At 67.1% G+C, this 17712-nt stretch carries 20 protein-coding genes; 9 read left to right on the forward strand and 11 right to left on the reverse strand.

What is annotated here, in order from left to right:
- The first annotated feature begins 48 nt into the window (after positions 1–48).
- Entirely contained in the window at positions 49–315 is a 267-nt protein-coding gene (locus D5041_RS00835; RefSeq protein ID WP_265258671.1) for a BrnT family toxin, read from the forward strand.
- Positions 302–634, forward strand: coding sequence for a BrnA antitoxin family protein (locus D5041_RS00840; protein WP_265258670.1), 333 nt, complete (start codon positions 302–304; stop codon positions 632–634). Before D5041_RS00835 ends, D5041_RS00840 begins: the two co-directional genes overlap by 14 nt.
- Here the strand turns inward: D5041_RS00840 and D5041_RS00845 are convergent.
- The 6 genes from D5041_RS00845 to D5041_RS00870 form a co-directional block, all read right to left on the reverse strand.
- Entirely contained in the window at positions 606–2441 is a 1836-nt protein-coding gene (locus D5041_RS00845; protein ID WP_407702200.1) for a thiamine pyrophosphate-binding protein, read from the reverse strand. The genes D5041_RS00840 and D5041_RS00845 overlap by 29 nt on opposite strands.
- Complete coding sequence (locus tag D5041_RS00850; RefSeq protein ID WP_138927957.1) at positions 2417–3331, reverse strand: HpcH/HpaI aldolase/citrate lyase family protein; 915 nt, start codon at positions 3329–3331, stop codon at positions 2417–2419. The genes D5041_RS00845 and D5041_RS00850 overlap by 25 nt, the downstream gene beginning before the upstream one ends.
- A gap of 11 nt (positions 3332–3342) precedes the next feature.
- Positions 3343–4626, reverse strand: coding sequence for a TRAP transporter large permease (locus tag D5041_RS00855; RefSeq protein WP_010107595.1), 1284 nt, complete (start codon positions 4624–4626; stop codon positions 3343–3345).
- A 3-nt stretch (positions 4627–4629) separates the two neighbouring features.
- On the reverse strand, positions 4630–5124 hold the full coding sequence (locus tag D5041_RS00860) for a TRAP transporter small permease (RefSeq protein WP_265284360.1): 495 nt from the start codon (positions 5122–5124) through the stop codon (positions 4630–4632).
- Complete coding sequence (locus D5041_RS00865; protein WP_265258667.1) at positions 5124–6110, reverse strand: TRAP transporter substrate-binding protein; 987 nt, start codon at positions 6108–6110, stop codon at positions 5124–5126. Before D5041_RS00865 ends, D5041_RS00860 begins: the two co-directional genes overlap by 1 nt.
- A gap of 328 nt (positions 6111–6438) precedes the next feature.
- The gene (locus tag D5041_RS00870; protein ID WP_265283621.1) at positions 6439–7401 is read right to left on the reverse strand and encodes a Bug family tripartite tricarboxylate transporter substrate binding protein; all 963 of its coding nucleotides are present in this window, start codon (positions 7399–7401) and stop codon (positions 6439–6441) included.
- A 142-nt stretch (positions 7402–7543) separates the two neighbouring features.
- Here D5041_RS00870 and D5041_RS00875 point away from each other — a divergent pair, with 142 nt between their 5' ends.
- From D5041_RS00875 to D5041_RS00905, 7 genes are read left to right on the forward strand one after another with little or no spacing between them, the layout of a single operon-like run.
- The gene (locus D5041_RS00875; protein ID WP_265283622.1) at positions 7544–8344 is read left to right on the forward strand and encodes an enoyl-CoA hydratase/isomerase family protein; all 801 of its coding nucleotides are present in this window, start codon (positions 7544–7546) and stop codon (positions 8342–8344) included.
- Positions 8319–9458 (forward strand): acyl-CoA dehydrogenase family protein, encoded by a 1140-nt coding sequence (locus D5041_RS00880; protein ID WP_265283623.1) that lies wholly within the window; start codon positions 8319–8321, stop codon positions 9456–9458. The genes D5041_RS00875 and D5041_RS00880 overlap by 26 nt, the downstream gene beginning before the upstream one ends.
- A 1-nt stretch (position 9459) precedes the next feature.
- Positions 9460–10659 (forward strand): acyl-CoA dehydrogenase family protein, encoded by a 1200-nt coding sequence (locus D5041_RS00885; protein WP_265283624.1) that lies wholly within the window; start codon positions 9460–9462, stop codon positions 10657–10659.
- Positions 10660–10707: 48 nt separating this feature from the next.
- On the forward strand, positions 10708–11925 hold the full coding sequence (locus D5041_RS00890; protein ID WP_265258662.1) for a CaiB/BaiF CoA transferase family protein: 1218 nt from the start codon (positions 10708–10710) through the stop codon (positions 11923–11925).
- A gap of 22 nt (positions 11926–11947) precedes the next feature.
- Positions 11948–13117, forward strand: a complete 1170-nt coding sequence (locus D5041_RS00895) for an acyl-CoA dehydrogenase family protein (protein ID WP_265283625.1) — start codon at positions 11948–11950, stop codon at positions 13115–13117.
- Positions 13118–13146: 29 nt separating this feature from the next.
- Positions 13147–14157: a Bug family tripartite tricarboxylate transporter substrate binding protein gene (locus D5041_RS00900; RefSeq protein ID WP_265283626.1), complete on the forward strand. Its 1011-nt coding sequence runs from the start codon at positions 13147–13149 to the stop codon at positions 14155–14157.
- Positions 14158–14209: 52 nt separating this feature from the next.
- The gene (locus D5041_RS00905; protein WP_265283627.1) at positions 14210–15010 is read left to right on the forward strand and encodes an IclR family transcriptional regulator; all 801 of its coding nucleotides are present in this window, start codon (positions 14210–14212) and stop codon (positions 15008–15010) included.
- Between the two features lie 120 nt (positions 15011–15130).
- Here D5041_RS00905 and D5041_RS00910 read toward each other — a convergent pair whose 3' ends face one another.
- From D5041_RS00910 to urtE, 5 genes are all read right to left on the reverse strand, one after another.
- Positions 15131–15697, reverse strand: a complete 567-nt coding sequence (locus D5041_RS00910) for a hypothetical protein (protein ID WP_265283628.1) — start codon at positions 15695–15697, stop codon at positions 15131–15133.
- Positions 15694–16014: a hypothetical protein gene (locus tag D5041_RS00915; protein WP_265283629.1), complete on the reverse strand. Its 321-nt coding sequence runs from the start codon at positions 16012–16014 to the stop codon at positions 15694–15696. Before D5041_RS00915 ends, D5041_RS00910 begins: the two co-directional genes overlap by 4 nt.
- Positions 16015–16168: 154 nt before the next feature.
- Positions 16169–16459: a nucleotidyltransferase family protein gene (locus D5041_RS00920; protein ID WP_265283630.1), complete on the reverse strand. Its 291-nt coding sequence runs from the start codon at positions 16457–16459 to the stop codon at positions 16169–16171.
- Positions 16460–16589: 130 nt separating this feature from the next.
- Complete coding sequence (locus tag D5041_RS00925; protein ID WP_029554557.1) at positions 16590–16841, reverse strand: type II toxin-antitoxin system Phd/YefM family antitoxin; 252 nt, start codon at positions 16839–16841, stop codon at positions 16590–16592.
- 154 nt (positions 16842–16995) lie between these two features.
- Positions 16996–17688, reverse strand: a complete 693-nt coding sequence (urtE, locus tag D5041_RS00930) for an urea ABC transporter ATP-binding subunit UrtE (protein WP_010107570.1) — start codon at positions 17686–17688, stop codon at positions 16996–16998.
- Between the last annotated feature and the right edge of the window lie 24 nt (positions 17689–17712).

Raw genomic sequence — 17712 nt, forward strand, 5'->3', positions numbered from 1 at the left:
CGGCGACGGGGGTGTTTCCGTCTATTTTGTGTTGATACAATAAATCCCATGCACTACGCGTTTGATCCCGCAAAAGACGGGAGCAAGCTCGACAAGCATGGCTTGTCCTTGGCCGATGCCGACGGCTTCGAATGGGAAACCGCCGTGGTTTCCGAGGACACGCGCAAGCAATACGCCGAGCAGCGGTTTGAAGCAACAGGCTACATCGGTGATCGCCTGCATGTAATGATTTACTGCCTTCGTGGTGACGCCATTCGCGTCATCAGTCTGCGCAAAGCAAACAAGCGTGAGGAAACAAGATATGCCAAAGCTTAAAGTCGGGCACGTCAGCCCGACCTCAGAAGAAGAAACAGCCATCGCCGCGGGCATCGCTGCTGACGCGGACGCCAGAGAGCTCGATGATGCGTGGTTCACCCGGGCCAGACCGGCTGCCGAGGTACTGCCGTCCGAGGTGTACGCCGCATTGGCCCTGCGCCCACGCGGTCGCCCGAAGGCAGAAGAGACCAAGGTGTTTACCGCCATCCGGCTGGATGCCGACTTGCTCGACGCGTTCAAGGCCACCGGCAAGGGCTGGCAGACCCGCATGAACGCGGCCCTGCGCCAGTTCATCGTCGAGCATCCGCTCGATCGTTGACGGGGTCGGTCACCGCCACCGACACCCCGCACGGCTGCGGCACCGCCTCGGCGAAGGTTCCATGCGCTGCGCCGGAGATTTGCTGCCGGGCGAGCGCTGCACTGCGGATGCCCGACAGGGTCTCGCCGGGCGCGATGCCATCGGCCGCATAGCGCAACTCGACGAGCGCCGGCAGTTTCTCGCGATCGGCGAACGCGCAGGCACGGGCGAGCGCTGCGGCAAAGTCTTCGGTGCACTCCACCACCTCGCCGTGGCCGCCATAGCTGCGGACCAGCGCGGCGAAGTCGGGGTTGGTGAACGACAGTGCGATGGCGCGACCCGGAAATTCACGCTCCTGGTGCGCACGGATCGTTCCCCAGATGCCGTTGTTGAACACCAGCACGACCACGCCCACGCGGTACTGCAGCGCCACGCCCAGTTCCTGCAGGTTCATCTGGAAGCAGCCGTCGCCGGCGTAGCAGACGACGGTGCGCTCCGGTTGTTCCAACTTGGCGGATATGGCGGCCGGCAAGCCATAGCCCATCGACCCGACGGTGGGCGCGAGGCTGGTGCCCGGGCCGGTGTACCGGCGATAGCGGTGCGGGTAGAGCGCGTAGTTGCCGGCACCGACCGTGATGCAGGCATCATGCGGCAGTTGGTCCGCCGCGATGGCGGCCACGGCGTCCAGCGAGAGCGGGCCCTGCGCGGACAGGGGGACCAGGCTGGCAAGGTACTCGGCGTGCGCGGCTTCGACCCGTGCCTTGCGCTGCGGCGGCCTGGCGGGTGCGAGCGCGGCCAGCGCGCCGGCGAAGCTCGCGACATCCGCCACGATGGCCTGCGTGGGCGCGAACACGCGGCCCAGCTCGCCCGGATCGGGATACACGTGCACCAGTTTCTGGCGTGGCATCGGGCTTTCGATGACCGTGTAGCCCTCGGTCGTCGCTTCACCCAACCGGGTTCCGACGGCGATGATCAGGTCCGCAGCGCGCACCCGCTGGCGCAACGCGGGCGTCATCGCCCAGCCCACATGCCCGGCCGCGTTGGGACTGCGTTGGTCGAAACACTCGAGCCGCCGCCAGGCCGTGCCCACGGGGACCTGGAAGCGCACGGCGAAGTCCTCGAGCTGATGCATTGCCTCGCTCGTCCAGCCGGTCCCGCCAACGATCATCAGCGGACGTTCGGCCTCCTCCAGCAGGGCGGCCATGCGCGCCAAGTCGGCGCCGCCGGGATGGCTGCAGGCGCGGGTGTAGCGCGGCAGGTCGGCCACCTCGGCGCTGCCCCACAGCGTGTCCTCCGGCAGGGCCAGCACCACGGGGCCGGGGCGGCCACTGGTGGCGACCGAGAACGCGCGCGCGACGTACTCGGGGATGCGTTCGGTACGGTCGATCTGCGCCACCCACTTGGCCATCTGGCCAAACATTCGGCGGTAGTCGATTTCCTGGAAGGCCTCGCGCTCGCAGAAGCCGTTGCCGACCTGGCCGATGAAGAGAATCATGGGCGTCGAGTCCTGGAACGCGGTATGCACGCCGATGCTCGCGTTCGTCGCGCCCGGGCCGCGCGTGACGAAGCAGATACCTGGCTCTCCGGTGAGCTTGCCGTAGGCCTCGGCCATGTAGGCGGCGCCACTTTCCTGGCGGCAGACGATGGGCTCGATCGCGCCCTGGTGCTCGTTGAACGCGTCGATGCAGGGCAGGTAGCTTTCCCCCGGGACCAGGAACACGCGCCGGGCGCCGTGAATGCGCAATTGCTGCATCAGAATCTGGCCGCCGTTGCGCCGAGCCGAAGCGGGGGTGGAAGTCGAAGTCAAGACGGTTCTCCGTTGGGCCATTCGGTCCGCGCTTGTGCGGCCCATGCGCTGAATTCGGTGTCGCGCGCCAGCAGGCGCCGCGCGGTGTGGTAGTCGGGGCTTTCGATCGGCTGGCCGGCAGCAGCTCCGCCGCGACGGGCGGCCTCGAAACGCGCCACCGTCTCTGTCGCGCAGGCCAACTGCTCTGGCGATGGCGTCAGGGCGGCGTGAATGGCCGCGACCTGTTCGGGGAAAACAGTGCACTTGCCCTTCAGGCCAATGCGTCGGGCCCAGCCGAGGTCCGCAGCCTGGGCCTGCAGATCGCGGTAGTTGAACGGGCAGTCGATCGCCACGCGCCCTGCGGCCCGGCACTCGACCAGGAAGCGGCTGCGCAGATGGTTGAGCTCCAGGCCGTCCGGGCCGCGCTCGGCGCCCAGGTCGGCCGTGAGGTCTTCGGCCGCGAGCAGGCAGGCGCTGATGCGCTCACTGGCGGCCAGGATGCTTTGGATGCGCACCACGCCGAGCGCCGATTCGATCGTGGGCACGATCTCGGTGGTCCCGGCGGGCAGGCCCAGTTCCGCCTCGAAGAGGTCGATGGCTTCTGCCAACGCGGTGATCTCCTCGGCGCACTCGACGCATGGAAGAAGGATCACTTGCGGGCCGCCGGGCATGACCCCGCGCAGGTCCGCCAGGCCATCCCCCGCGAGGCGATTCACGCGCACCGCGGCCACGGCGCCCTGCGCGCGGCAGCGCACCATCAGCGCGGCCACGCGGGGACGCGCCGCCGGGCGGTCGACTGGCGCGGTGAACTCTTCCAGATCCGCGACCAGCACGTCGGCACGGCTGTCGAGCGCGGCCTGCTGCATCTGCTCGTCCAACCCCGAGGTGAACAGCCAGCTGCGACGCAAAGACGCCGGGCGGCGTGATGCCATGGAGGGGCGCGTCATTGCACGTGCCGCGGCAGAAACATCACCAGATCAGGCACGAAGGTGACGAGCATCAGCACGCCCACCATCGCGAGCATCATCCAGGTGAGCGGGCGCAGGGTCTGCATCATCGTGATGCCACCCACCTTGCACGCGGCCATCAGGTCCACCCCCACGGGCGGCGATACCGCACCGATGGCCATGTTGATGGTCAGCAGGATGCCGAAATGCACCGGGTCGATCCGGTAATGCGCGAGCACCGGCATGACCACGGGAGCGACGATGATGATGATCGGGATCGCCTCCATGAACGTGCCGAGCAGGAGCAGCACGGCGGTCAGCAGCAGCAACACCGTGGTGCGGCTGTCGGTCCAGCTCGCCAGCAGCGCGGCCAGCGCCTGCGGCACCTGTTCCGCGACCAGGATCCAGGCGAAGAAGCCCGAGGCACCGATCATCAGCAGGATGGACGCACTCCCCTCCCCGGCCACCTTCAGGCTCTGCCAGATGGTGCGCAGCGACAGCGTGCGGTACCAGAACAGGCCGATCAGCAGCGAATAGGCGATGGCGCTCGACGCGGCCTCCGAGGCCGTGAAGACGCCCAGGCGGATGCCGCCGATGATCAGCACGGGAACCATCAGCGCGGGCACCGCATCCGAAAGCGACGCGCGCAACTCGGCCCATTCGAAGGGCTTGCCGCCGCTCCAGTCGTATTTGCGCGCCTGCCAGACTGCAATGGCGATCAGCGACAGGCTCAGCAGCACAGCCGGCACGATGCCCGCCATGAACAGCTTGCCCACCGAGGTGTTGGTGGTCGTGCCGTAGATGATGAGCACGATGCTCGGCGGCACGATGGTCGCGCTTGTCCCGGCGCAACCCACCAGGGCGCAGCTGAAGCCCTTGTCATAGCCCGCGCGGGCCATTGCCGGAAGCAGCAGGCTGCCAATGGCCAGCACGTCGGCCACGCCGGAGCCCGACAGGGCGCCGAACACCAGGCACGACATGACGGCGACGACGGCCAGCCCGCCCTTGACGTCGCCGACGATGGCGGCGCACAGACGCACGATGCGCTGCGTGAGGCCTGCGCCGTTCATCAATTGCGCGGCCAGGATGAACAACGGGATGGCCAGCAGCGTGAAGCTGTCCAGGCCGGAAACATACTGCTGCGCCGCCACGGCCACGGGCGCGGTATCGAAGATCGCCAGGTACGCCAAGCCGGACAGCACCATGCCGTAGACGATGGGCAGGTCCACCAGCATGGTGAGCATGAAGACGCCCATGAGAAAGAGGGCTCCGCCCGACATGCCTTACTCCAGGGAAAAAGAATCGGCATGCGCCGGAGGCCAGGGTTCGAAGAACTGGGCGACGTGGACCACGGCCGTGAGCGCACACGCCACCGGCAAGGCCAGGTAGACGACGCCGGCCGACACCTCGATGGCGGGCAGCATCTGCTCCATGGTCATCTGCGCCAACTGCCAGCCGGCCCATCCCAAGACGGCCAGGCCGGCGACGATCAGCGCGTGGTTGATGCGGTCAACCACGGCGAGCACGCGGGGGCTTTTGACGATGAAGGGCAGCAACCCGGCCATGAGGTGGCTGCGCTCACGGCTACAGGCCACGCCACCGATGAAGGCGGACCAGACCAGCACGAGGCGGGGCAGCTCTTCGGCCCAGCGGGGCGTGTCGTGCATGACGAAGCGCTGGAACACCACGGCGGTCACCAGCACCGCAAGCACGGCGCACGCGAGCGCGCCGAACGCCTTGCTGAATGCGGACAGCGCGCAGGCCATGCGCGTGAGCATCATGGGGCCTCGCGGTACTTCTTGACCAGGCTCATCAGCTCCGGGCCGAAGGTCGCCTCATACGACTTCCACACCGGGGCCGCGGCGGCAGCGAACGGGGCCTTGTCGACCGCGTTGATCTGCATGCCCTTGTCGCTCAACTGGGCCAGATACTGCTTGTCGCTCTCGGCGATCATGCGGCGCTGTTCATCGCGCCAGTGGTCGGCCGCGGCCTTCAGCACCTTGCAATCCTCGGGCGAGATGCGGTTCCACGTCGATTTGGAAACCACCAGGCTCGCGGGGCTCCACACGTGGCCCGTGAGCGACAGGTACTTTTGCACCTCGAAGAAGGACGAGGTGTAGATGATCGACAAGGGGTTCTCCTGGGCGTCGAACACCCTCTGTTGCAGCGCCGAATAGAGCTCGCCGAAGGCCAGCGGCGCGGGTGCCGCGCCCAGCAGGGTGAAGGCGTCGAGCCGCATCTTGTCGGGCGTGACGCGCGTCTTCAGGCCCTTGAGGTCGGCGGGCGTCTTGATCGGGCCGCGGTTGTTGGTGATGTGGCGGTAGCCGTTCTCCCACCACGACAGCAGCACCAGGTTCTTGCCCTCGGCGATCTTCGCGAGCGCCGCGCCCAGTTCGCCGTCGTAGGCCCTGTAGGCCTGCGCGGCGCTGTTCCAGGCATAGGGCAGCTCGACCACGCCGAAACGCGCGTCCACGGGTTGCAGCGAACCCGTGCCAATGACGGCCGCGCCCTGGCTGCCGATCTGCATGCCCTCCACCATGGTCTTCTCGTTGCCGAGCTGGCCGCCGGGAAACAGGATGAAGTTGACGCGGCCGGCGGTCCTGTCCTTGACCTCCGCGGCGAAGCCTTCGGCGGCCTTGTGCCAGCTGTGGCTGACAGCGAGCACGTGACCCAGTTTGACGTCGAGCGCGCGCGCGGGCAGCGCGGCCGCGGCGAGCGCGACCACGGCAACGCGGGCGCTCAGCTCAAGTTTGGAAACGGACATGGCTTTTCCTTGGGGTGGTGGGAAGGGGGGCCGGTGGCCTTGTCTGGCCTTGTCTGGCCAGGCTCTCCCGGCGCTGACGCAGTAGGCGCACCCTGTTCGCGACTGCGGATGAGATAAGTCCATTTTTCGTGGATCAAGAACCATGCCAAGGTCGCCCAATGGGCTCAGTGGTCCGGCCAATTTGCCAAGATGAGGCGGCACACCCAGGGCCGATGCGGCGATTCCGAACACCGCGATGGGCGCGTGCATCAAGGTGGTGCGAGACCCTGGGCCGTTGAGGGGCCCCCGCAGGCACGCCCATAGCGACTGCGTGACGGCGTTCCTGTCGTCACTCGGGCTTGATGTTCATGATGGCCGCGATCTTTCGAAAGCGTGCGATCTCCTCGAGGTGGAAGCGCTGCATCTTCTCGGGCGGATAGGGCATCAGTTCGCCGCCGGTCTTGCGCACAAAGGCGCGGGCTTCGTCGGTGGCGAGCGTCTTCTGCAGTGACTCGGCGAGTTTGGTCGTGATGTCATCGGGCGTCTGCGAGCGCAGGTAGAAAGACACCCAGCTGTACTGGACGTACTCGTTGAAACCCTTCTCGCGGACCGTGGGCACGTTGGGCAAGTCGGGATTGCGCGCTTCGCCGGAGACCGCGAGCGCCTTGATCCTGCCGGACTTGATCTGCTGTATCGCCCCGCCGAGATCGACCAGCGCGAAGTCGAGCTGGTTGCCGATCACGTCCGTCATGATCGGAGCCTGCCCCTTGTAGGGCACGTTGGTGAACGCGCAGCCGGCCATGCTGGCGAGCCATGCTGCGGCAAGCTGGTAGCCGGCCGAATAGGTACCGACGTTGAGCGGCTGGCTCTTGGCCGCCGCCAGTAGCGCCTCGAGCGTCGCGAAGCGCGATTCGTTCGACACGACGATCACGTTCATGCCGCGCGTGAGGCCGGAGATGGGCTTGAAGTCCTTGACCGAGTCGTAGCCGAGGTCCCTGATGATGAGCGGGTTCACCGCCATTGGCGAGTTGCTCGCAAGCAGCAGCGTGTAGCCGTCGGCCGGCGCGTTCTTCACCGACTGCAGCGCGATGATGCCGTTGGCGCCGGGCTTGTTCTCCACCACCACCGCCTGGCCGACCTGTGCGCCGAGCTGGTCGCCGAAATAGCGCGCCGAAGTGTCCGAGCCGCTGCCGGGCGTGAACGGCACCACGATCCTGATCGACCGCGTGGGAAAGGCATTCGACTGTGCGAAGGCTTGGCCCGCGATCGCCGTGCCCGCCAAAGCCAGCAGCTGGCGCCTTGTTGTCTCCATCTTTTTTTCTCCTGATTCCGTGAATGAATCGGTCGTTCGGCTGCGCGTCCGTCTTTCGGATCGGTCCAAATAATAATACATATGTACTTTTAAAAATTAGGTATCTGTTATATTTTTGAAAAATCGGAATGACAGGAACCCCATGACCGCCACCATGCATCCGCCCGGAAACCGGGAAACGCCCGACCTCTCCATCCATCGCGCCGGCCACACCGCCACGGTCGAGATGTGCCGGCCGCCGCACAACTTCTTCGACCTCCAGCTGATCTCCCGCTTGGCCGATGCCTTCGAGACGCTCCAGGCCGACCCGGATTGCCGCGCCATCGTGCTGGCCGCGCAGGGCCGCTCGTTCTGCGCGGGCGCCGATTTCTCGGCGCCCGCGCCCCCTGCGGGCGAGCGCCGCGACCCGGCCGAGCTCTACCGCCAGGCCGTCCGCCTGTTCACCGTGACCAAGCCGGTGATCGCTGCGGTGCACGGCCCCGCGGTGGGGGGAGGTCTCGGGCTGGCGCTGGTGGCCGACTTCCGCATCACCTGCAGCGAAGCGCGCTTCAGTGCGAACTTCACGCGGCTGGGTTTTCACCCCGGCTTTGCATTGAGCTGCACGCTGCCGCGGCTGATCGGGCCGCAGAAGGCGGCGCTGCTGCTGTACACGGGGCGGCGACTGAACGGTGCTGAGGCCGTGCGCATCGGCCTGGCCGACGAGCTGGTGGGTCAGGACGAGGTCCGAAGCCGCGCCCAGGCGCTGGCAGACGAAATCGCCGTGTCGGCGCCGATCGCCGTGGAATCGACGCGGGCCACCCTGCGCGCGGGGCTCGTGGAGTCCGTGCGTGCGGCGGTCGAGCGCGAGGCCGGCGAGCAACGCCAGCATTTCCAGACCAGCGACTTTCGCGAAGGCGTTGTCGCCATGGCGCAACGCCGTGACCCGGTCTTCGGGCGTCGCTGAGCACAAGGAGAAGACGGAGCACACGATGATCGACTTTTCCTTCGGCGAAGACCTCGAACTGGTGACCGAAACGGCCCAGCGTTTTTCAGACGAGCAACTGCTGCCTGCGCAACGCGACTTCGAGCAGCAGCGCGCCGTTCCCCTCGCCGTGCTGCAGGAAGCACGCGACATCGGTTTCGACCGCATCGACTGGCCCGAGTCCAGCGGCGGCGCCGGCATGGGCGCGGTGGCGCGCGTGCTGGTGACCGAACGGTTGGCCGGCGGATGTCCCGGCGCTGCCATCGCCTTGCAGCCGCTCGGCAGCGTCGCGCATGCCTTGCTGGCCTTCGGCGGGGAGGCTGCGCTGCGGCAGCACGCCCGGTCGCTGGACAGGCCCGGCATGCGGGCGGTGCTGGTGTTCGACCACCGGAGCATCTGGCAGGGCGCAGGCGATGCACTGAGTGGCAGCGTGCCGTGGTGGCCTGCGGATCGCGTGGACCTGCTCGCGGTGCTGAGCCGCACCGGGCTGCAATTGGTGACGCACGGGATCTCCGTGCTGCCCCTGCCCGGTGCGGGCTTGCGGGCGGCAGGCGCCAGCGAGATCCGCGTGGACCGCACGCCGGTTGACGCAGCCTGGACCGATCCCACGGCCGCCGCGCTGGCGCTGGCGCATGCGCGCGTTCACCTGTCGGCGCTAATCGTGGGCCAGATGCACGCGGCGGCCGAGTACGCGCGCAAGTACGCGCTCGAGCGGGTGGCCTTCGGCCGTCCGATCGCGCACCACCAGGCGCTGGCCTTCCTGATCGTCGACATGCACAGCGCCGTGGACGCAACCCGGCAGTTGCTGCACGAGGCAGCCTGGCGGCTCGATGCCGGCCAGCCCGCGACCGAGGCCGCGGCAACAGCGCTGATCGAGGCCGTGGAGAACGCCGTGTTCATCGGCTCGAACGCGGTCCAGATCCTCGGCGGCGCAGGCTTCATGCGCGACTACCCGGTGGAAAAGCACATGCGCGAACTGCGTGCGCTCGGCCTGCTGCTCGGCGGCGCCGATGCCGCGCGCGACGACGCACTGGGCGCGGGCGATGCATCGCTTGCACCGATTTCCTTTCTCGCCGCCGGCGCACTGGGAGCCTGACATGGATTTTTCGATCGCTGCAGAGGACCAGCAACGGCTGGAGACCTTGCGCCGGCTCGGTCGTGAGGAGATGCGGCCGGCCGGCTGGCGTGCCGACCGCGCCGGCGCACCGCTGCCGGTGGACGACCCGTTCTTCGTGCGCATGCTCGCCGAGGGCTTCGGCCGCACACACTGGCGCCCACCCGGCGAGGCTGCCAACGAAGGAGCGGCGCAACCCGCCGCACCAAACAAGGCCAGCTCGGCCGCCGCGCAAGTGCTGCTCGCGGAGGAGGGCGCCTACTGGGACCGCGGCATCAGCGTCGCATTGCCGGGCCCCGGCCTCGGTGAGCCGCCGATCCTCTCGATGGGCACGCCGGAGCAGAAGGCGCGCTTTCTCTTGCCGTTCGTGAACCCCCAGCGCCCGATCTGGGGCGGGTTCGCGATGACCGAGCCCTCGGGCGGCTCCGACGTGGCCAACATCAGGACCCGCGCGCGGCTCGACGGCGACCACTGGGTGCTCAACGGCGCAAAGTCTTTCTCGGGCAATTCGGGCCGCGCGGAATGGATCGTGGTGTTCGCCACCAGCGACCCGGCGCTCGGTCGCGCAGGCCACCGCGCCTTCGTGGTCGAACGCGGCACGCCGGGCCTGGTCGATTTCCGCATCGAGAAGAAGATGGGACTGAGGGCCTATGAATCAACGTCCTTCTTCCTCTCCGACTGCCGCGTGCCAGTGGCGAACATGCTGGGCGGCGAGGCTTATTACATGCAGCGCTCCGGTGGCTTCAAGGGCGCGATGAATACCTTCAACGCGGGCCGCCCCGCCATTGCGGGCATGGCGGTCGGCATCGGCCGCGCCGTGCTCGACGAGGCGGCGGCGTTCATGCAGGCCAACGGCCTCGCGTCGGACCTGCGGCTGCGCGACCGGATGGAGCGATCGCGCCGAAAGCTCAAGGCCGCACTTTTGCTGGCCCTGCGCGCAGCCTGGCTGGCCGACCAGAGCAAACCCAACATGGTCGAGGCCTCCGCCTCGAAGGCGCTTGCGCCACCGGCGGCGTTCGAGGCGGCGAGCTTCGCGATGGAGGTGATGGGCCCCGCCGCGGGCCGCGGCGAGCACCTGATCGAAAAACTATTCCGCGACGTGAAGGCGCTCGACATCGTCGAGGGCACGGGCCAGATCCAGCGCGTGGTCATGGCGCGGCACCTGGTCGGGCTGCCGAACTGAGGCCGAACCCGGCCGACCGAACTCTCCAATTCTTTCCTTTTCTTCTTCATGACCGATTCGACTTCCAGCGCGGCCTGCGGGCCGCTCAAGGGCATCCGCGTGCTCGACCTCACGGCCGTGGTGCTCGGCCCCCTGGCCACCCAGACACTGGCGGACTACGGTGCCGACGTGATCAAGGTCGAGCCGCCCGAGGGCGACATGATGCGGGCCAACGGCATCTCGCAGAACCCGGGCATGAGCTCGATCTTCCTGGCCGTCAACCGCAACAAGCGATCGCTGGCGGTGGACCTCAAGTCGGCCGCGGGCGTGACGGCGCTGCGCGCGCTGATCCCGACGATCGACGTGGTGGTGCACAACATGCGCGTGGCGGCCATCGAGCGCCTCGGCCTGGGCTACGAAGCCGTCTCGCGCCTCAACCCGCGGGTCGTGTACTGCGCGGCCACCGGCTTCGGACAGGACGGCCCGCACCGCGACAGGCCCGCCTTCGACGACATCATCCAAGCCGCCTGCGGCCTGGTGGGCGTGGGCTCGGTGGGCCGCGACCAGCCCGACTACGCGCAGAGCCTTATCGCCGACAAGACCACGGGCCTGGCGGTCTGCAATGCCGTGCTGGCGGCGCTGCTGCACCGCGAGCGCAGCGGGGAAGGCCAGTACGTCGAGGTGCCGATGCTGGAGACCATGGCCGCCTTCGTGCTGGCCGAGCACATGGGAGGCATGACCTTCCAGGGCTCAACGGTGCAGGCCGGTTATCCGCGGCTGCTGGAAGGCGGTCGAAAGCCCGTGCGCACGCGCGACGGCTGGGTCAGCATGCTGCCCTACACCGAGCGCCACTGGCAGGCGTTCTTCTTCGAGGTCGGGCAGCCGGAGCTGGCCGATCGCTACAACATCGCCAGCCGCCAGGAACGCAACACGCACGTGAAGGCGCTGTACGGCCACCTGCGCGAGCTGACACCGCTCAAGACGACGGCCGAATGGATGCTGCTGTGCGAGAAGCTCGACATTCCCGCCACGCCGATCTACACACTCGACGAACTGCCCGAGCATCCGCACCTGAAGGCGGTCGGTTTGTTCGAAGACGCGACGCATCCCACAGAGGGCCCGATCCGGCAGCTGCGTCCCACCGCGCGCTTTTCCGCCACGCCGACGAAGGTCTACCGCCAGGCGCCCACGGTCGGGCAGCACACCACGGAGATCCTGCGCGAAGCCGGACTGGCGCAAGAGGACATCGCGCGCCTCAAGGACCGGCGTGTGGTCATCGGCGAATAAAAAAAGCACACCCGAACACACCATGAACTTCGAACTCGAAGACGAACACCGCATGCTCAAGGACTTGGTCGCGCGCTTCGTGCGCGACGAACTGCTGCCACTGGAAGCCGCAGTGCTCCAGCGCGAAGCCTCTGGCGGGCAGCTGACGCTCGCGCCCGAGGAACACGAACGGCTCGACGCGCGCTCCCGCGCGCTCGGCCTCTGGGGCCTGGACGCACCGGGGGAACTCGGCGGCTCCGATTTGCCGGTGACGGCGATGGTGGGCGTCAACGAGGAGCTCGGCAAGACCATCACGCCCTATGACCTGCCGCCCGATTCGCCCAACCTGCGCATGCTGCTGAAGACCGCGGATACGACACAGACCGAGCGTTACCTGGCGCCGTATGCGCGCGGCGAGACCGTGTCGGCCATTGCCATTTCGGAGCCCGGCGCGGGCGCTGACCCCTCGGCGATGAGCACGCGGGCCGTGCGCGAGGCCGATGGCACCTGGGTGCTCAACGGCCGCAAGATCTGGATCAGCCGTGCCGCCAGCGCCGACTGGACCATCGTGATGGCGGTGACCGACATGACGCTCGGCTCGCGCGGCGGCATCTCGGCCTTCCTCGTCGACAAGGACACGCCCGGCTTCGTGGTGGAGCGTCGCATCCCCATGCTTGGGGGCGCATCGACGTACGAGATCAGCCTGCAGGACTGCCGCGTTGGCGCGGGCCAGCTGCTGGGTGTCGAGGGACAGGGCTTCGCGCCGATGCAGGTGCGGCTGTCGAGCCGCCGCGTGCAGATGGCGGCCTGGTGCATCGGCCGCGCACAGCGCGCGCTCGACATGGTTTGCGACTACGCGCCGCTGCGCAAGACCTTCGGCGCCATGCTGTCCGACCGCCAGAGCGTGCAGTGGAGCGTGGCCGACGCCGCCACGCGCATCCACGCCTGCCGCCTGATGACCTACGAGGCTGCGGCGCGCATCGATCGCGGCGAGGAAGCGCGCGCGCAGGTTTCGATGATCAAGGTCTTCGCGACCGAGATGGCCTGGGACGTGATCGACATGGCGATGCAGGTCTTCGGCGCGATGGGCATGACCAAGGAAATGCCGCTGCAGCAGATGGCCAACGAAACCCGGCTGATGCGAATCTACGAAGGGCCCAGCGAAGTGCATCGCTGGGTGGTGGCGCGCGCGCTGCTGGGCTCGCGGCGCTGATGATTGCAAGGCAACGAGGAGACCATTCAATGCAAGACCAGACACCGGCGCCACCGCCGCACGTCGATCGCCGTCGGCTGCTGCTGCTGGGCGCAGGAGCCGCGCTGGCCGGCGCTGCGGGGAGGCCGTCGTTCGCGCAGGCAAGCGCCTTTCCGTCGCACGCGATGCGGTTCATCGTGCCGTTTCCGCCGGGCAGCGGAACAGACATCACGGCTCGGCTGTTCGCGCGCAGCGTGGGCGACCTGACGGGCCAGTCCGTGACGGTGGAGAACAAGCCCGGTGGCAACGGATTCATCGGCGTACAGACCGCGCTGAATCCACCGCACGACGGGCACACGGTGTTCATCGGCAGCAACTCGACGCTCACCACCAATGCGGCCACCTTCAGAAAGCTGCCCTACGACCCGCTGGCGGACTTCGCGCCGATCACGCTGCTCTCGCGCGGTGCCTGCCTCGTGATCGTGCCGGCAAATTCGCCCCACCGCACGCTCGAGCAGTTGGTGGCCGATGCGCGCAGTCGGCCCGGCAAGCTCAACTATGCGAGCGGATCGATGTCATACATGCTCTATTCGGAGTGGTTCAACGAGATGGCGAAGATGAAGACCGCCGGCATCAACTACAAGGGCGCCGGGGAGGCGGTGAACGCGGTCATGACCGGGGAGGTCGACTTCGCGGTGGTCGACGCCACCGGCGCCAACGAACTCGCGCGCTCGGGCCGGGTGCGCGCGCTGGCGTTCACCGCGCCGAAGCGCTCCATCGTGCTGCCCGGGGTGCCGACCATCGGGGAGGCCGGCTGGCCGGATTACCTCGCGGTGAACTGGGTGGCGGCCGCAGTGGCGTCGAAGACGCCAGCCGCCGTGGTCGAGCAGCTGGGCGCGCTGTTCGCGAAGGCGGCGCAGACCGAGGAGATTCAAGCCTATTACCGCAAACAGGGCACGGAGCTGATCATGTCGTCGGCGGCTGAGCTGCGCCGCTACCAGACGGACGAGATCGCGCGCTGGAAGCGGCTGATGGCCATCACGGGGGTCGAGTTGCAGTAGCATCCCCGCGGTCCGGCCGGGCGTGAACCGGGAGGCGTGCCGGCATGGTGCCGTGGAGAAGAAATTGGAGCAATCGGTCATCAAGACGGCGGGGAGGGTGTTTCAGGTGCTCGAGTACCTGCGCGAGGTGCGGCGGCCGGTCACGGTGCGCGAGATATCGGAGCGGCTGGGCTATCCGCTGTCGAGCACGCAGGTGCTGCTCAAGAGCGTTGCCACCCTCGGCTATTTGCGCTACGACTCCTCGGCGCGCGCCTACCTCGCCACCCCCCGCCTGGCCGCCATCGGCGACTGGGTGATGGATTCGATGTTCCAGGGCGGGCAGTTGCTCACGCTGCTCGGCGACATCGCGCGCGAGACCCGCTTCACCGCGATCCTCGCGGTGGAGAACGACATCTACGCTCAGTACGTGCACGTCATCTTCGGCAGCCACCCGATCCAGTTCAACGTACAGCCGGGCACGCGCCGGCTGCTGTGCATGTCCGGTACCGGCTGGGCGCTGCTCGCGGCCGGCAGCGACGATCACGTCGCGCGCACGATCCACCGTAGCAACGTCCGCCTCAAGCCGAGCGGCCAGACCGTCGACGCCGACTACGTGAAGGCCCGGGTACAGGAGTCGCGTGAGCGCGGCTATGCGTTTTCGCGCGGCGTGGTGACCGAGGGCATCGGCATCGTCGCGCTGGGCTCCGCGTCGAGCGCATCGGGTGCGCGGTTCGCCGTGGGCGTGGGCGGCCTCGTGGAGCAACTCGAACGCGCGGTGGACACGGTCGTGCCTGCGATGCGCGAGCGCCTGTTCCGGTTCTTGGGTTCCATGGAGGCGACAACTATTCTGGCGCAGGGAGGGGAATCAGGATAGCGCGATTGCCCTGGTCCGCAAGATGGCGGAGACGCGGCCGATGTCCTTGATGATGTTCGGCTGTATGGCGCGTCAGATCCGGCGCGCCGGGGCTGACTCGCATGTCGATGCGGGCGACCTTCACAAGCGGTTTCCGCGCTTTTTCCCCTGCGCGAGATCCACGCCCAGGGTCTTGGCTTGGCGGGCCGTGTAGAGCTTCACCGCCTCGAAAACGGCTGTCTTCCTGGCGTCGATGACCTTCTTCTCATCATCTACGAGCCGGGCCTTGTCCAGGTTGTTCAGCCGCGTGTAATGGCTCGCCAATGCTTGGCGGGCTTCGTCCAAGGGCAGGCCGCCCTTGCGGTTCCTCGGCAGGCTGTGCGCCTGATCCACCGCCCGGTACTTCTGCGGGTCATCCACGATGCCGATGTGCCGTTCGGCAACGGATAGCTCGCCAATGGCTGCTTTCAGGCTGTTGGTCATGGCGACGCTGTTTGCGTAGCGCACCAAGTCGCCATCGACGATCATCCGCTCGGCCGTGACGATCAAGGGCAGGTCGCCGCTGCGCCCGATCGCGCGGATATGTCCCTGCATCTCGTGCCGCGTGCCTTGCAGACTCCTGGCCGCTTCGACGCTTGGTGGTCGCCGAAAGAAGTCTTCTTCCGCTGCCAGCAATTGATCGAGCGCCTCAAGCGCATCATTTTTCACAGATCATCCCGATCCAGCCACCCAGGTCCGTAGAACGCGTCGGCCTTCGCCGTCTTGAAGCCCATATCGCGGATGAACTGCGCACTATTGCGCCTCTTGAGCCCCATAAGGGTTTGCGGGTACAGCTCGGCGCGGGCAAGCCATCCCCAAGCGGCATTTCTATCGCCTGCAGCGCCGGCCGCCACGGACTCAGCTACGTAGATGCCGTCCTGGTCCAGCCCACCGGCGCGCATTTCCTCGCGCCTGGCGTCGGTTATGTAGCTCTTGGGGGGTGGGGTCATGGTGGTCATGGTGGTCATGGTGGTCATGGTGGTCATGGTCAAGTTCCTTCCGATAGGTTGGACATGGCGCGAGAGGCGCCGTTTCATGTGTTGATATCTGCGGGGCAGGACACCAGGGAACCGAAAAATCTTGGTCCTATGGCGACGACAACTATTCTGACGCAGGGGGAAAGACAGCCCTGATCGCGGCTCATACAGGGAGGGCCTCAGCGACCACCGATGCCCGGAACTTGTCCGGCAAGGCGTTGGGGGTCAATACATCCACCGGGACACCGAGCAGTTGACCCAACTCGTGGCGGATCGCGCCAATGTCGAACAGTGTTGTCTCTGATGTCGGGTCGATCAGGATGTCAAGATCGCTGCTGTCCGTATCCTGACCGTGCAGGACAGAGCCAAACACCCGAGGATTCCGGGCCCGGTGAGACTCGACCACGCGGCGAATTGCGGCCCGGTGCAAGTGCAAGGCTTCCGAAGGTTTCACGCGCACTCTCCTGCATTGCAATCCCGATGAATGCCGCGTCAGCAACACCTTCGATGCCTTTGCGGATTTCGCCCAGAATCGGCCCGCTTGCGGCGCAGTTCGGACAGGACGTTGGTGTCGGTCAGATAGCTCAAAACGTGATCTCACGCGGCAGGCTGCAACTGCGTTCGAACTCGATGCCATCGTGCTCTTGCAGCGGCGAGGCGCGCATGAAGTCCACCAGCGACTGCTCGTTGCCACTGAGGCGATCGAACAACTCGCGCGAGACCAGCACTGCCACGGAACGTCCGTGCAGTGTGATGTCCTGCGGACCCTCTTGGACCGCGTGCTTGACCAGTTCCGGGAACCGCGCTTTGGCGGTTTGCATTTGCCAGCTTTGCATGACCTGCCCCATGAAGACTTCGCAAGTCTGACTATACAGGCCAAAAATGCGTGCTTCACCCAAGCCAGACCTGCTGGTGAGGTACTGCCGTCCGAGGTGTCCGCCGCATGGGTCAAGCGCCCACGCGGTCGCGCGAAGGCAGACTTCCAGGCGCTCAGATCGCAACCAGCTTGCGGATTCCCTTGGCCTGCATCTCGCTGCCCGGGCCGCGTGCGATCAGTTCGCCGCGCTCCATGACCAGGTAGTCGTCGGCCAGTTCCTGCGCGAAGTCGTAGTACTGCTCGCACAGCAGGATCGCCATTGCGCCCTGGTCTGCGAGATGGCGGATGACGCGGCCGATGTCCTTGATGATGCTTGGCTGTATGCCTTCGGTGGGTTCGTCGAGGATCAGCAGGCGCGGGCCGGGTGCCAGGGCGCGGGCGATGGCCAGCTGCTGCTGTTGCCCGCCGGAGAGGTCGCCGCCGCGGCGCCGCAGCATCTGCGCGAGCACCGGGAACAGCGTGTACAGCTGCGGCGGCACCGGGGTGGATCGGCTCCTGTACGCCAGGCCCATGCGCAGGTTTTCTTCCACCGTGAGGCGGCCGAAGATTTCGCGCCCCTGGGGAACGTAGCCGATTCCGGCGCGTGCGCGCGCGTACGGCGTGGCCCGGGTGATGGCCTGGCCGTCCAGGTGGATGGTGCCGCTGCGGATGGGCACCAGGCCCATCAGGCTTTTGAGCAGCGTGGTCTTGCCCACGCCGTTGCGCCCGAGCAGCACCGTGACCTTGCCCGGCGCGGCGCTCAGGCTCACGTCGCGCAGGATGTGCGAGCCGCCGTAGTACTGGTTGACGTTCTGGACGGTCAGCATGGTGTCTTGTGTGGGGTTGCGGTC

The sequence above is a fragment of the Verminephrobacter aporrectodeae subsp. tuberculatae genome, from assembly GCF_026127385.1.
Taxonomy (GTDB): domain Bacteria; phylum Pseudomonadota; class Gammaproteobacteria; order Burkholderiales; family Burkholderiaceae_C; genus Acidovorax; species Acidovorax aporrectodeae.